The sequence below is a fragment of the Hymenobacter ruricola genome, from assembly GCF_015694525.1.
Lineage (GTDB): Bacteria > Bacteroidota > Bacteroidia > Cytophagales > Hymenobacteraceae > Hymenobacter > Hymenobacter ruricola.
In genome coordinates this window covers 81,855-95,776 of sequence record NZ_JADQDM010000013.1, presented here as the reverse complement: position 1 = coordinate 95,776, position 13,922 = coordinate 81,855, and the positions used below count along the sequence as shown (strand labels likewise).

Annotated in this window: 11 protein-coding genes; all 11 read right to left on the bottom strand. The window is 61.6% G+C overall.

Features of this window, described 5'->3' with window-relative positions; all coding sequences use genetic code 11:
• Positions 1 to 14: 14 nt before the first annotated feature.
• The gene (locus I2H31_RS19360) at positions 15 to 455 is read right to left on the bottom strand and encodes an SRPBCC family protein (protein ID WP_196294709.1); all 441 of its coding nucleotides are present in this window, start codon (positions 453 to 455) and stop codon (positions 15 to 17) included.
• Between the two features lie 140 nt (positions 456 to 595).
• Entirely contained in the window at positions 596 to 2,572 is a 1,977-nt protein-coding gene (locus I2H31_RS19355; RefSeq protein WP_196294708.1) for an OmpA family protein, read from the bottom strand.
• A 221-nt stretch (positions 2,573 to 2,793) separates the two neighbouring features.
• Positions 2,794 to 4,323 (bottom strand): carboxypeptidase regulatory-like domain-containing protein, encoded by a 1,530-nt coding sequence (locus I2H31_RS19350; protein ID WP_196294707.1) that lies wholly within the window; start codon positions 4,321 to 4,323, stop codon positions 2,794 to 2,796.
• 25 nt (positions 4,324 to 4,348) lie between these two features.
• Positions 4,349 to 4,711: a curli-like amyloid fiber formation chaperone CsgH gene (csgH, locus tag I2H31_RS19345; RefSeq protein WP_196294706.1), complete on the bottom strand. Its 363-nt coding sequence runs from the start codon at positions 4,709 to 4,711 to the stop codon at positions 4,349 to 4,351.
• Between the two features lie 171 nt (positions 4,712 to 4,882).
• A complete protein-coding gene (locus I2H31_RS19340) occupies positions 4,883 to 5,533 on the bottom strand; it encodes a hypothetical protein (protein WP_196294705.1) in 651 nt (216 codons plus the stop codon).
• Between the two features lie 134 nt (positions 5,534 to 5,667).
• Positions 5,668 to 6,690, bottom strand: a complete 1,023-nt coding sequence (locus I2H31_RS19335) for a hypothetical protein (RefSeq protein ID WP_196294704.1) — start codon at positions 6,688 to 6,690, stop codon at positions 5,668 to 5,670.
• A gap of 154 nt (positions 6,691 to 6,844) precedes the next feature.
• A complete protein-coding gene (locus tag I2H31_RS19330; RefSeq protein ID WP_196294703.1) occupies positions 6,845 to 7,894 on the bottom strand; it encodes a hypothetical protein in 1,050 nt (349 codons plus the stop codon).
• A gap of 241 nt (positions 7,895 to 8,135) precedes the next feature.
• Positions 8,136 to 9,560 carry a CsgG/HfaB family protein gene (locus I2H31_RS19325; protein WP_196294702.1) on the bottom strand — a complete coding sequence of 475 codons (1,425 nt, stop codon included), beginning with the start codon at positions 9,558 to 9,560 and terminating at the stop codon, positions 8,136 to 8,138.
• 58 nt (positions 9,561 to 9,618) lie between these two features.
• On the bottom strand, positions 9,619 to 10,044 hold the full coding sequence (locus I2H31_RS19320; RefSeq protein WP_196294701.1) for a curli production assembly/transport component CsgF: 426 nt from the start codon (positions 10,042 to 10,044) through the stop codon (positions 9,619 to 9,621).
• Between the two features lie 31 nt (positions 10,045 to 10,075).
• A complete protein-coding gene (locus tag I2H31_RS19315) occupies positions 10,076 to 10,645 on the bottom strand; it encodes a CsgE family curli-type amyloid fiber assembly protein (RefSeq protein WP_196294700.1) in 570 nt (189 codons plus the stop codon).
• A 267-nt stretch (positions 10,646 to 10,912) separates the two neighbouring features.
• Positions 10,913 to 13,891, bottom strand: coding sequence for a DEAD/DEAH box helicase (locus I2H31_RS19310; RefSeq protein WP_196294699.1), 2,979 nt, complete (start codon positions 13,889 to 13,891; stop codon positions 10,913 to 10,915).
• Between the last annotated feature and the right edge of the window lie 31 nt (positions 13,892 to 13,922).

Genomic DNA, 13,922 nt, shown 5'->3' with positions numbered 1-13,922 from the left:
CTGCAAAGTCCGCGCTACTTGAACCAGCGCCGGTAAATGGGCCGGCGCCAGGCAAACTGCGCCCACATGGCCGGGTACAGCAGCCGGTCGAGCCAGTGCGAGGCGGTGCGGTATTCCAGCGCATCCACGATGACGCAGGTGCCGCCGGGGCCGGGCTGCAGCAGGTGGCGGTGGCGCCAGTAGCGTAGCGGCGGCGGCAGCACCTGGCCTTCATCGATGAAAAAATGGGTGCCGTCGGGCAACTCGCCGTCGTCCACAATCAGCGAGGTCCAACGCAGCTTTTTCACCAGCGTATTCAGCTCAATCTCAACTTGGTCATCGGTGCGGCAGCCATCGAACCGCAGCACCCGCAGCCGGGGAAACGGCGGCGCCAGCGCCTCAAACAGCGCCCGCGTGAAACCGGCCATTACCCGGGCCGGCGACTGGGGCACGGCGGTACGAAGAGTTACCAGCATAATCTAGGTTGATAAGGGAACGTCCTGCAGAGCGCAGCGAAGCATCTCTACCGAGATGGTAACCAATCGCCAAATGAAAGGATTACTCTTGCGAGCAAGATGCTTCGCTGCGCTCTGCAGGACGTTCCCGGGTATGAGTTCTAAATCCCCGTCACCCGAAACTCGACGCGCCGGTTGAGCTTGCGCGTTTCTTCCTGGGCATTGCTGGCCGCGGGCTTCGCGCCGCCAAAGCCGATGCCCGAGATGCGGGTTTCGGCCACGCCGTGGGCCACCAGGTAGGCCTTCACGGCCGCCACCCGCTCCTCGCTGAGGGCCACGTTTTTGGCGGGCTCGCCCACGTTGTCGGTATGGCCGCGCACCTCAATGGTCAGGCCGGGGTTGTCGGTCATCATGCCCACCAGCTGGTTGAGGGCGCGGGCCGAGCCCGGCAGCAGCACGGCCTGGCCTTGCTCAAACTGCACGTTGGCCAGCGGCAGGGTGGTGCCCACGGCCAGCGGCTGCAGCAAAATGTCGTGCACCGTGGCGCCGGCGCCCACCGTCCAGCTGCTGTCGGCGTCGACAAACCCGGCCAGCTGCGCTTGGTAGAAATACGGCTTGCCCGGCGCCGCGCCGTACGAAAAGCTGCCGTCGGTGGAAAGCGGCACCACCGCCGAGGCCTTTTCGCGGCCAATGCGCAGCTCGGCGGCCGTCAGGGGCTGGTAGGTGGCGGCGTTCAGCACGCGGCCGCGCCACGGCACGGTGGCGCTGGGCAGGGGCGGGGGCAGCCGGTACGCCACGCGAAACAGGTTGCAGCCGGCCAAATCGGTGTAGGTGCCGCGGCGCACGAAGCTGGCCTTGCGCCGGGCCAGGTCGACGCGGTAGAGGGCGTGCGGGCCGGCCAGGTACAGGCGGCGCCGGCCCGATTCGTCGTTTTGCAGCAGCACGTCGCTGTAGCCGCCGCGCCGGGGCAGGCCCGTCAGGGCCAGCAGCTCGGGGGCCGGGCGCTGGGATTTCACGTCCACCTTCACCAGCGAGCCGTCGGTGCTGTACACCATGTAGATGGTGCTGGCGTCGTCGAGGCAAAAATTGCCGTGCGTGCCCGCGCCGTCGAAGGCAATGTCGGGATAATAGGCGGCTTGCTGGGTGGGGTCTTTGTTCCAGAGCACCGTGATGGCGCCGCTCTCACCGGGGCTCACTTTCACCAGCTGGTTGGCGTCGGAAGTGAGAAAATACAGGTCGCCGCGCTCGTCGGTGGCGGCCGAAATCCAAACGTTGCCGGGGCCTTGGGCCGGCAGCTGCCAGGTGGTGAAGGCGCCGCGGCGGGTGGTGGGGTCGTAGCGGTACACCAACTCCGGCTGATTGGTGGGCGATTTCGTGACCGAATACAGGCAATTGTCGAAGCCCTTGGCCAGGGCGTAGGACTGGAAGGGCAGCACGTTGCGGTGCACCGTGGCGCCGTCGGACAGGTCGTCGGTCGAAAACTCGTGAATCGAGCGGCAGTCGTCTTCCCACTGGCCGGTGCGGTGCGTCATGGCCGCGATGCCGTACATCTTGCCGTCGCACACCTGGTCGGCGTAGCGGCGGCTGGTAATGGACTTGTTCGTAAACGCGAATGATTCCAGCAGCTGCTGGCCTTCGGGCAGGCAGCGGGCGTCCTGGCTGGTGGCGGCCTGGTATTCTACCTGAAACTCGTAGCCCACGCGCCAAAACCGCCGCCCGGCCACGCGCAGGCGCTCCGGGCGGGCGGCGTTGGGGGCGTAGGTGTACTCGTAGTGCACCTCCTCGTAGCGGCCGTAGTTCTTCTGCTCCAAGCGCACCACCTGGGCTTTGGGAAGGCGCAGGATGTTGCGCCACAGCGTGTCCTGGCTGCCGGGACCGGTGAGGGGCCGGTCCTTCAGGGCATCGGGCAGGGGGCGGGCCAGCACCGTGACCACAGCCGGCACGGGCTGGCCGGTGGCCGGCGCGTAGAAAGCTACCTCAGCGCCCGCCGCGTTGGGTCGGAGCTGCCAGGTGAGCGGATAGGCCAGCGTGTAGCGGCCCTCCCCATCGGTGTAGGTGGCAGTGGGGCCGGATTTTTCCGGCTGCGCGCGCAGCATCAACGGGAAGACAACCAGCACCAGCGCCCACAAGGCCTTCATACGCAACGGCTCGGACTCAACAACACGGGAAAAAGGAAGCAGAAATCCCATTTCCTGTAAAGTAAGGCCTTTTTCGCTAAACGGGGCTAGCTTCTGGCCCATGCATTTCCTGCCGATGCGGCAGTTGCGAGCCCAACGAATCATTCGCCGGAAAGGTGCTTTCCAGCCCGCAATCTCCGGCGTTTCCCCTGGTTCAGGTGGCCGCGCGGTGCCAACCAGGTTTATTTCCAGTCGGGCCAGAAGGCGTTGGAGAAAAGCTTCGCGCGGTTGCGGCCATCAATGTCCATGGTCCATACCTCGGGGGCACTGAGGTCGTCATTCACCCGATTGACAAAGATTACCCGGAAGCCATCGGGCGAGAAATGGCCCTGGATGTCGTTGGTGCCGAGGGTTTTGGTGGTGGTTCCGGTGGCGCCAGCCGTTATGTCAACGGTAGCAGTGCCATCGACGCGTTGGAGGAACAGGTGCGCGTCTAGCTGGCGTCCGCCGGGGTCGTTGAAGCCGGCCACATCCCGCGAATACAGCACCGCAAGGCCATCGACGCTAAAGCTGGGCGTATCGAGCCGGCCGGGCAGGTTGCTCACGAACAGGACGGGGTTCGTGCCGTCCACGTTGTAGAGGTACAGCTCCGCGTCGTAGGGGTTCGAGCCCACGGTTTGCACCACCAGGCGCCCGCCGTTCTGCACCGTCCAGTCGCACTCGCGGAAGTGGCGGCCCGCCGGCGCGGTGGCCAGCAGCGTCAGGCCCGTGCCGTCGCGATTCACGCGGTACAGCTGGTCGTAGTGCGCATAAATAAGCTGGGCACCATCCGGCGACCACCGGTAGCCAATGCCCGCGTTGTTGTAACTCTCGGCCGACAGGGTGGTAATCTGGCGTTGGTTTGAGCCGTCCCGGCTCATGGTATACAGCTGAAACTGGCCGCTGGCATTGGACGCGTAGGCTATCAGGTCGCGGTTGGGACTGAGTTGCGGGGCTGTTTCCACGGTGGTGGCGCTGGTGAGCCGCAACAGGCCTCCGCCGGTGTTGTCCGACGAATAAATGTCGGTGTTGCCGGCCACGGTCCGGGCGTACAGGAACCGGTTGTCGGGCAGGGCCCGGGTCTGAAAGCTCCAGGTGTCCGAGCGGGCCGTGCTGCCGGCGGGGTTGCGCACCGTCACCTGCCAAAAATAGGTGGTGTTGTATTTGAGCCCGGTGGCCACCACCGACGTGTCGCGCGAGTTGGTGAGCAGCTTGCGTTGCAGGGTCGAGTTGCTCTCGAACAGCACCACGTCGTAGCGCAACGAGTCGCTGGCCGTGGCATTCACCGGCCGCCAGCTCAGCGTCACGTCGGTGGGCTGGTTGGTGGCTTGGGTAGCCGGGGTCGGGCGGTTAGGCGCCGATATGGCCGCCACCGTCGATTTGGTGAGGACGACCGAAACGTCGGCCGTTTGCCCTTCGTTGACGGTTATGTTGGTGACTACCTGCTGGTAATCGGTTTTGCTGACCGTGATGGCGAGGCGGCCAACCGGGATGTCGGTAATCTGAAACTTGCCCTGGGCATCGGTGAGATAGGAGCTGGTGGCCGGGTTGGTGGTCACCGTGGCGTTGGCCAGGGGCAGGTTGGTGCGGGCGTCCCGCACGGTGCCCGTCACGCCCCCGAAGTACACAGGCTCTACCAGGTCTTCCTTGCAGGCACTCAGTAAGCCAAGATTGCAGAAAATGAGAAGCAGTGCGACAAACCGAACGTTTTTGGCAAGCAGTAAAAAAGGCATAAATGCAAACAGAAGGACGCAACGTTTAGCGGGCGGGATTTTGAATAGCAGAATCTTGTGCTAATATATGACCTTCCATATCAAGCACCCGCAAATGAATGCGGTACGTGTCTTGCGGGCCCGCATTGACCTGGGTGCGCGACAGCGACACTTCCTGCTGCGAGTCCACCGCCACTTCGCCGCGCTGGGTGTTTTGCGAGCGGCCGCCGGCGCTTTCCCGCAACATGGCCAGCTCGTAGCGGTAGTGGGCCGTGGCGGGCTGAAAATTGCGGCAGTGCCCGGTCACGGTGAGCATGCTGCCCTGCTGTTGCAACTCGAGGCGCGCGTGGCACGGGGCGCCCGGGCCCGCGTGTTGCCAGGCGCTAAGCATTAGAAACAGGAAAATCATGGAAAAGGAATGAGAGGTTAACAAAACAGTAGCTGTTGCCCAATCGGTCGCGTTGCGGCAGTCCTGACGGTGCTGGGCAGCGTGGCCCGAAATAAGGCCGGTGCGCACGGCAGCAACCAGCCCGCTGGCGGGTGCTTCGGGCCGCGAAAGCCCAAATTCAGGCCGGCAGCATCACTTTACTTTTCCCTGCTCAATGGTCAGGTTGATTCCCTGGCCGCGCATTTCAATGCTGTAGCCTTTGGAAACCTGGGTCGACGACTCGATTTGATTCAGGGTGTTGTTGTTGCCGTACTGCTTGATATCGTACGTTTTATTCGAAACCATGACCCTGCCCTGCACCGAGTTGTTGTTGCCTTCCTGCCGCAGGTTCATGGTGTTGCGGTCGCCTGCCACCACGCCATCCAGCTGGTTGTTGTTGCCCTTTTGCGCGATGGTCGACGCGTTTCCCAGGCCGTTTTGCGTGAAATCAACCTGGTTGCGGTTGCCCTGCTGCGATATCATCACGGTGTTGCCGGCCCCGATTTGGTCCAGGCCCAGCACATTGGCCGCGCCGGCCTGCACCACATACGCTTGGTTGCTCGGCGAAGCCAGATTCTGCTGGTCGATGCGGGCCGTGTTGCTGGCGCCCAGCTGCAGCAGCGTGGCGGCGGTGCGGCCGTCGGCGGCGGCCGGCAGGGCATTCGGCAGGCGTTCCAGGCCGTAATCTTCCACCAGGCGCTGCTCGGCGGTGGCCGCTTCGCTCTGAGTCCGTTGCTGAGCCTGGGCGCCAAATGCTCCCAGCACGAGCAGGCACGTCGACCAATGGAAAAGAGAGTGCTTCATAGCAAACGGTTTAATAGTACAATATAGGAGGTTTTGAAGCAGAACGAGCCCAGGCCCGGCCTGCTGGTCAAAGCAGGCCGGAACTGGGTTCGTCGGGTAGAGGAGCCCGGCCGCTGCGGGCCGGGGTGGACTCGTTAGTTACCGCCCTGGTGCACGGTGGCCATGTTGTTGTTGCCCTGTTGCGTAATCACGTTGTAAGCCGCGTCGCGCAGCAGGTTGCCGCTTTGCACCGTCTCGGCGAAGTTGTTGTTGCCGATTTGCGACTGCGAGGTGAAGTTGTTGCTCGTGCTCTGCTGAATCGCGGCCTGGTTGCTGTTGCCCCGCTGCAGCTGAATGCCCTGGTTGTAAGCACTCAGCACCGTCGACTGGTTGATGGTGGCCAGGTTGCTGTTGCCTTCCTGGTTCTGGTTGGCGTACTGGCCCAGGCCTTTCTGGATAACCGAAGCCTGGTTGTTGTTGCCGGTGGTGCCGTTGATGCCGCCTTGCTTCTGCACCGAGGTGTTGTCCTGGTACTCCTGAGACGCCAGCGCATTGTTGCCGTTGCCGTTCTGGTCCTGGGTGGCCGAGTTATTGGAAATGCCCCGGGTGGTGTTCTGCAAAATCTTGGCGGTGTTGTCGTTGCCTTTCTGCTTTTGCGAGGCAAAGTCGTTGCCGCTCAGCACGCCTGCGCCCAGGTTGCCGCTTTTGTTGCCCTGCTGGATAACGGCGATGTTGCGGATGCCTTCCTGGTCCTGGGTGGCCGTGCTGCCGCCGCCGTGCTGGCGGATGTTGGCCTGGTTCTGGTCGCCGCTGGCGGTGCTGCCCGTCGACTTCTGCACCTGGCTGGCGTAGTTGCCGCCGTTGGCCGAAGCCACGTTGTTTAAAAGGCTGGGGCTTTGGTCGATGTCGGCGGTGTTGCGGCCGGTACCGGTCTGGGAGACGTTGGCCATCTGGCCGTCGCCAATCTGCTGCACGTACGAATCGTTGTTGATGGTGGTCGTCGTGCCCAGGTCCGGGCGGGCCGTGGCGCCGGGGTTGTTAGACGCCGTGCGGGTAGCGGCGCCGGGCGAGGTGCCCACGCTGGAGATGCCGGACGTGGTGGGGGCGTAGCGCAGCTGGGCGTTGGCGGTGCCGGCCAGCAGCAGGGCCGCGCCGAGGAGGAAGGTAATCTTTTTCACAAGCTTGGTGGGAAGGTAAAGGCGTTTGAGTTGAGCGTTAAAGCGAATGGCGTTTGGGGAACACTGCAAGAAAAATGGGCCAAGTCCCTGCCCACTCGCCGAGCAGACCGAAACCTGGCACATTTTCACTAGGCAATGCTAGCAGCAGCTACTACTACAAACCGCCTTGGTTCACGGTGGTCATGTTGCCGTTGCCCATCTGCGTGATTACGCTGTGGCCCGAGTCAGAGCCGATGGGGCTGCCAGCGGGGCCTTGGGTGGTTTTGGCAAAGTTGTCGTTACCAATTTGCGACTGGCGAGCAAAGTTGTCGCTCGTGGTTTGCGTGATGCCGGCATCGTTGCGGTCGCCGTTTTGCACCTGAATGCCTTGGTTGTTGCCACCCGCGTTGCCGGCGGTAGCGTGCTGGCTCACCGTGGCCAAGTTGGAGTTGCCGGTCTGGAGCTGGTTCGCATAGTTGGCGTTGCCGTACTGGTCTACCCCAGCTTCGTTGTCGTTGCCCACTTGCTTTTGCACCGAAGTGTGGTTGCTGTACTCCTGGTTGGCTTTGGCGTGGTTGCGGTCGCCGCTCTGCTCCTGCATCGCCGAGTTGTTCGTGCCGGTAGCGGCGCTGGCCCCGGTCGTCACGCTGTGCTGCATGATGGTGCCCTGGTTGTCATTGCCGGTCTGCTTCTGCTCGGCAAAGTCGTTCTGGCTTTTGGTGTTCTGGCTGGTGGCGAAGCTGGTGCCCGGCATGCCGTTGCCACCCTGCTGAATCACGCCCACGTTGCGGATGCCCGTCTGCGCCTGAGTAGCCGTGCTGGCCGAGCCGTGCTGGCGAATGTTGGCGTTGTTCTGGTCGCCGCTGGCGGTGCTGCCCGTCGACTTCTGCGTCTGGCTGGCGTAGTTGCCACCGGCACCGGCCGGCATGAGGCTGCTGGGGCTTTGGTCGATGTCGGCGGTGTTGCGGCCGGTACCGGTCTGGGAGACGTTGGCCATCTGGCCGTCGCCAATCTGCTGCACGTACGAGTCGTTGTTGATGGTGGTCGTCGTGCCCAGGCCCGGGCGGGCCGTGGCGTTGGGATTATCAGAGGCCTGGCGAGTGGCGGCGCCGGGCGAGGTGCCCACGCTGGAGATGCCGGCGGTGGTGGGGGCGTAGCGCAGCTGGGCGTTGGCGGTGCCGGCCAGCAGCAGGGCTGCGCCGAGAAGAAGCGTAATTTTTTTCATGGGACTAAAAAAGAGTTGGGTTGGGAATGATGATAAACAGATTTGTTTGTCTTTTGCTGAAGACATGACAAATATATATTATCAAAATTATAATTTCCAAATCTTGCTTAGCAGAATAGGATAAACCTTTGTTGATATAATTATAAAATAGGCTTAAGAATATGATTTTCTAAATCCGGTAATATTTGCGACGGCTAATTTTCAATTGATAATCAACAACTTATTTTTTATAATTTTTTTTCTACTTTTTATAAAAAATTTCCGAATTACCCTTGCCTTTCCCTATATAGAAGACCAATCCGGCCCGGGCAGACCACGCGTAATCTTTGTAGCGGCCCTGGCTCACTTGGTCGATGCGGTCGCTCAGGTACAAGTGGTTGTCCAGGCCCACGTTGATGCCAATCTTGGGTGTAATCAGGTATTCGGCCCCCAGCCCCAGCACGGCATGCGGCACAAGGTTGCCGTCGGTGCTGATGCCCGTAGAGCTGCGCATGGTAGCTCCGGCGCCTGCCAATAGATAGGGCGAGAAACGGTCGTAAGGAAACAGGCACGCCAGCAGACCCAACTCGGCGTAGTTGACCCGCTGGTCGAAGAACTGCCCGTTGGGGCCAGCTGCGAGCCGGCCGGTGCCCGCGTTCAGGAAACTGCTCAGGTAGCCGTCGCCGATGCGGTAGCGGAACGTGAACTCACTGCCCAATCGGTACTGGGGCTGCGCAAAGTCGCCCTGGTAGAGCTGCACGGCCCCCGTCAGGCCGAGGCCCACGGGCCGGCGCCGGAAAGTGGTTTGCCGGCCCAGCGCATCGTAGGCCAGGTTCTCCTCCTTTTCTTTCAGATAGGCCTGCATGGGCAAGCCGCGCGTGGCCGCCGTGTCGGCCGACGCCCAGATGTTGACCAGCAAGCCTTCGTAGATGAGTGACTGCACCGATTTCTCGATGGCCTCTTTCACGGCCATTTCGCTGGGCTCGTTGTAGGTGAAGCCGGTTTCGGTTTCCAGCAAGCGCTTGAAATCCACGAACTGGAAAAGGCTGGCGTCGACCTGCTGCGAGAGAATGGTTTTGGAGGTGTAAACCGTCTTGAGGATTTTGCCCGTATTGGTGCTGATGGCCCGCAGATACACCGTCACCCGGTCTTGCCGGTACTGGCCCGAGGCGCCGGCCCCGAAGTAGCGCAGCCCGGCCCCGCCCGTCAGGATGTTGGAATCGTAAGAAATGATGCCGCCTTCCAGCAGAATGCCGGCAAAAAGCAAAGGGGGCAGGTTGGGTTGCCGCTGGCCCGTCTGCTGGGAATATTCTTCCCGGGTCGACCGGATGATTTTGCGTTCGTTCAGCAGATTGCCCAGGTTTTCACGCTCGATGGGGTCGAACCACTGCGACTCTTCCAGCGCCCGCAGCAGGATGGTGGTGGCGCCCTGCGTAACGGCGGTGGAGAAGCTGGAGCCGTTGGCCTGGGGCTTGTACTGCCCGGTTTGGTCCCGGAACTTGTACACGGCCACTACCACGCGCTGCCGGGCCGGCGGCAAGTGACGCCACACCTCGTTGCTGTTTACTTCGGCCCCGAGCCGGGCCGCTTCGGGCTTGATAAAGGACTGGTGAAAATAGGAAGCGCAGCCGCTGAGTCCTGCCAATAGGAGGAGCCCCGCGGCCGTCAGCAGACGACGCAGAAACATAGTAAAGCCGTGAAAAAGACGCGGGAAAAGCGGGCGCGCGACAACGTCGCGGAGTGGCTTACAGCCCGTTCGGAATGGTGATGGTGGTCTGGTTGCCGGTTGAGGTATCCGTCACCTGCACCCCAATGCCTGCCGCGCCCGGCGTAATCTGGATTTGATAGTTGCCCACCGAATAGCTCCCAGGTTTGATGGCGCCTTGGCCAAACTGGCTGGCAATGAGCCGGCTGCTGAGTTGGGCCAGCACTTGCTGGTTAAGGTTGGCCGTGAAGCTGGCCAGGGGGTCCTGGGCGGGGGCGGTAGCCGTGGTGGCGGGGTCCGGAATGGTGTTCTGGGCCTGGGCAGCACTCATGAGCCACGAGTAGTTGAACGTGTTGCCACCCCCGAAGGCCGGGTTTTTGGGCTCGTACACAAAGTCTTGGGCCTGCGCACGGTGGGCCGAAAACAGCAGCCCCAAAAGCCCTGCGAGCGTAAATAAATGTTTCATGAGAGAACGGCTAATGGTGGGAAGTGAAAGGCTAGTAAGTTTCAAGCGCTTGTTTGTTGCCGCGCTCCAGTTGTTGGCTGAGGCTGGAGGCTTGCAGCAAGGAGTTGGCCGCTATTTCAATGGCTTGCTGGGAAGCTTCCGAAATGAGCTCATCTTTGCCCTGAAGCGGGAATTCCAGCAGCTCTTCGTCGTTGACCGTCAGCGTAATGATGGCGTTGTTGCCCCGCGAAGGCTTTTCGCCGACAAGTATCGTGAAGTCGTTGATGCCGCTTGGCGCTTCCCAGCGGCTGTAAAACTGGTCGTAGAAGTCGTGGCCAATTTTGGTGATGGTTTGGTCCACCACCAGGCCGCTGGATTCCGGCCCCAGCTTTGCCCGCTGGCGCTGCGAAGCCACCGAGTCGGCCCTCAGTAGCATGCGCAGGGCTTCTTCGGTTTTTAAGGCCGATAGCTGATTGGATGGCGCCGGAGCGGAGGTGGGCGTGGTGACCTTCTTTTCCGGCAGCTTTCTAGTGGGCTGGGCCCAGGCTGCTTGCCCGGCTACCAGCATGCCCATGGCAAGGACTAATCGCGGCCACTTGTGCGAAAAGTCAATGGGAATCATGGGTTAAGGAGAGTAGTAAAGAGCCAGTAGCTTATATATTTCCGAAAGGAAAGATAACGCGGGGCACAAATATCAGCGTTTTTAAGGATAAATCAGAATGGTTAAATAAAATCCCTGCAAATGTCTATTGGCTAAGAGGCATTATATATAAGGAGCGTTTAGCCGAACAATGCGGTTTTTAGCCGGAAAAATGCTATCTCCATTTGCCAGGCATTTGAGTGCCTGCGCTGCCACGCTATTGTTCCCTTACTTCGCCAGCCGCTAAGACTACCCCAGCAATTCCTCGATATCAGCGCGCGTGAGGTGCTTAATCACGGCCTCATCCGTGGCAATCAACTCGCTCACTAGGGCCAGCTTGCGGCGCTGCAGGGCCAGGATTTTCTCCTCCACCGTGCCCTGCGAGATGAACTTGTAGGTAAACACCGGTCGCTGCTGGCCAATGCGGTGGGCGCGGTCCACGGCCTGGGCTTCCACGGCGGGGTTCCACCAGGGGTCGAGGATGAAGACATAGTCGGCGGCGGTGAGGTTGAGGCCCACACCGCCGGCTTTCAGGCTGATAAGGAAGATTTTAAGGTCTTCGTTATCCTGAAAGCGCGCCACTTCGGCGGGCCGGTCGCGGGTGGCGCCGTCGAGGTAGGCGTATTCAAGCTGGCGCTCATCAAGCGCCGCGCGCACCAGTGCCAAGTGCTGCACGAACTGGCTAAATACCAATACCTTGTGCCCCTCGGCCACCACGTTGCGAATCATGCGCAGCACCTCGCGCAGCTTGCCCGACTCGCCGGTGTAGTTCTCGTCGGCCAGGCGCGGGTGGTTGGCAATCTGGCGCAGGCGCGTCAGGCCTTGCAGCAGCAGAAACTGGGTGCTGGCCGGGCCGTGCTCGTCGAGGTTTTGCAGGATTTTGTTGCGGTAGAAGCTCTTGGTTTCCTCGTAGGCGTGGGCCTGCTCCTCCGTCATGGGGCAGTAGCTGAGTTGCTCGGTTTTTTCGGGCAGCTCTTTGGCTACCTGCGCTTTGTGCCGGCGTAGAATGAACGGTTTGATGAGGGCGTGCAGGCGCCGGGTGCGGCCTTCGTCCTGGTGCTTCTCGATGGGCTTGAGGAATTCCTTGCGGAAAAACGCCTGCGTGCCCAGCAAGCCGGGGTTGATAAAGGACATCTGCGACCACAAATCCATGGTGCTGTTTTCTACCGGCGTGCCCGTGAGGATGAGCCGGTGCTTGGAGCGCAGCTGCCGCACGGCCTGTGAGGTGGTGCTCGACGGGTTTTTGATGGCCTGCGACTCGTCCAGAATCACGTAGTCGAACTTATAGCTGGCCAGCAACTCGGTGTCCAGCCGCACGATGCCGTAGCTGGTCAGCACCACGTCGTAGTCGGCGAAGCGGTCGGGGTTCTTGTCGCGGTAAGTGCCGGTATAGGCTAGTATGCGCAGGTCAGGCGTAAACTTCTCGGCCTCCGCCAGCCAGTTGAACACCAGCGACGTGGGTAATACCAATAGTGAGGCAGCGCCTTGGTTTTCACCGCTTTCGTGGCGGTGTTGCAGCATGGCCAGCGTCTGGATGGTTTTGCCCAAACCCATATCGTCGGCCAGGCAGCCGCCGAAATGAAAGTCCTGCACGAAGCGCAGCCAGTTGTAGCCCGCCTTTTGGTAGGGGCGCAGCTCGCCCTGGAAGCCCTGCGGCAGCGGGTGGTCTTCCACCTCGGCAAAGTCGCGCAGCTTTTCCAGCTTGCGGCCCATGCGCACGGTGGCCAGCTCATTGCTTTGCAAATCAGCCACTAATGCCAAGTGATGGCGGCGCAGGTTCAGGCCGTCCTCGGTTTCTTCGCCGAAGGCAAACAGCTCCAGGTAGTCCGTAAACCACTCGTCGGGAATGATGGCAATCTGGCCGTTGGGCAGCTTGAACTCGCGGCGGCGCTGCAAAATGTGCCCACGCAGCCGGATAAACGGCACCTCGATGTCGCCGAAGCGCACCGTGCCGCGCACGTCGAACCAGTCGCCGGCCTCCTGAATACCCACGTGCACGCTGGTGGGGCCGATGAAGTAGCTTTTGGTGGCCGAGTCGGCCGCTTCCACCGTGTAGCCCAGTTCGGCCAGCGCCGGGGAGTTATCGTGCAGCCACTTGAAGGCTTCGCTTTTAGGCAGGATGGCGTGGCCGTTTTCCACGGTGAGCGAGCGGGCACGCAACTCGTCCACGGTGGCCATTTCCTGCTCGGGATTGCGCAGCAGGCGGTGGAACACGTAGCTGTCGGCGGTTTTTTCCAGGTGCACACTCACCGGTTTGCTGGTGCCCAGCGGCATCAGGTGCGGGCCGTAGCGGAAGCTGAGCTCGAAGTGAATCTGTTCGGTTTCGGCGCCGGTGAGAAGGGGCGCGACGGGCTTGGGCAGCGGAATGCGGCCCCGCCGCGGCGGGCCGGGTGGGCGCACGGGCGCCTCGGGCGCGGGCGGCGCCGGAATGGTGTCGCTGAACGTGAGCCGCGGCCGCGCCACGTAGCGCTCCGAGCGGATGTCGAAGCCGCGGGCGTGCACCTCGAACGACTCCATCAGCGGGGCCACGAACTTTTGGAAGTAGCTTTCTTCCACGTTGCGGGGCACCACGATGAATTTCTTCTTCAAAAACGGCAGCAGCTTTTTGCCGTCCACGTCGGTGCGGAAGGAGTAGAGCAGGTCGTTCAGCAGCAGCCAAGCCGGCTGCAGGCATACCAGCACCGCGTCCTTATACTGAAAATCGAGCTTCTGGCCCTGGTACTGAATGGTAGGGAAGTAGTGCGTGCCCTCTTCGTTGCGACGGAAGTGAAAGAGAATAGAGGCCTTGGCGGGGGCCAACCCGATTTCCTTCCAGGTCGGCTCACCGTCGCGGCCCATGATGAACACCTGCTTGCCGGCCAGCCGGTTCAGGATGCCAGCCATGCGCGCCTGCACGTGCCTGGAAATGGCCTCCTGCAGCGGCTTGTCGCCCTTTTCGGCGTTGTAGGTCTTGAGAAAAAACTCGGCCGTCGCGATTTTACGCGGCCAGAATTCTTTCACCACGGCCTCTTGCTGAATCTGGTCGCACAACTCCACCAGCTCAAAGTCGGTGGCGTCGAGGCCGGCGGCAAACTCGTGGGCATTCTTGCCCGACACGGTCTGGTGCTGCAGCGTGAGCTGGCCCCGCGGCCCGAGCTGCACCACGTAGGCCGCAAACAAATGGCCGAGGAACTCGTGCTCGAAGAGCGAGTAAACGATTTGAAACGGTTCTGCGGTAGATACTTTCATAGCCGGGCACGCGGAAGGCGCAAGGTAGGGC

What these genes read in the sequence shown, in the direction of transcription:
- I2H31_RS19360 (WP_196294709.1), bottom strand. Translation starts at nt 455, where the DNA reads ATGCTGGTAACTCTTCGTACCGCCGTGCCCCAGTCGCCGGCCCGGGTA.
- I2H31_RS19355 (WP_196294708.1), bottom strand. Translation starts at nt 2,572, where the DNA reads ATGAAGGCCTTGTGGGCGCTGGTGCTGGTTGTCTTCCCGTTGATGCTG.
- I2H31_RS19350 (WP_196294707.1), bottom strand. Translation starts at nt 4,323, where the DNA reads ATGCCTTTTTTACTGCTTGCCAAAAACGTTCGGTTTGTCGCACTGCTT.
- csgH (WP_196294706.1), bottom strand. Translation starts at nt 4,711, where the DNA reads ATGATTTTCCTGTTTCTAATGCTTAGCGCCTGGCAACACGCGGGCCCG.
- I2H31_RS19340 (WP_196294705.1), bottom strand. Translation starts at nt 5,533, where the DNA reads ATGAAGCACTCTCTTTTCCATTGGTCGACGTGCCTGCTCGTGCTGGGA.
- I2H31_RS19330 (WP_196294703.1), bottom strand. Translation starts at nt 7,894, where the DNA reads ATGAAAAAAATTACGCTTCTTCTCGGCGCAGCCCTGCTGCTGGCCGGC.
- I2H31_RS19325 (WP_196294702.1), bottom strand. Translation starts at nt 9,560, where the DNA reads ATGTTTCTGCGTCGTCTGCTGACGGCCGCGGGGCTCCTCCTATTGGCA.
- I2H31_RS19320 (WP_196294701.1), bottom strand. Translation starts at nt 10,044, where the DNA reads ATGAAACATTTATTTACGCTCGCAGGGCTTTTGGGGCTGCTGTTTTCG.
- I2H31_RS19315 (WP_196294700.1), bottom strand. Translation starts at nt 10,645, where the DNA reads ATGATTCCCATTGACTTTTCGCACAAGTGGCCGCGATTAGTCCTTGCC.
- I2H31_RS19310 (WP_196294699.1), bottom strand. Translation starts at nt 13,891, where the DNA reads ATGAAAGTATCTACCGCAGAACCGTTTCAAATCGTTTACTCGCTCTTC.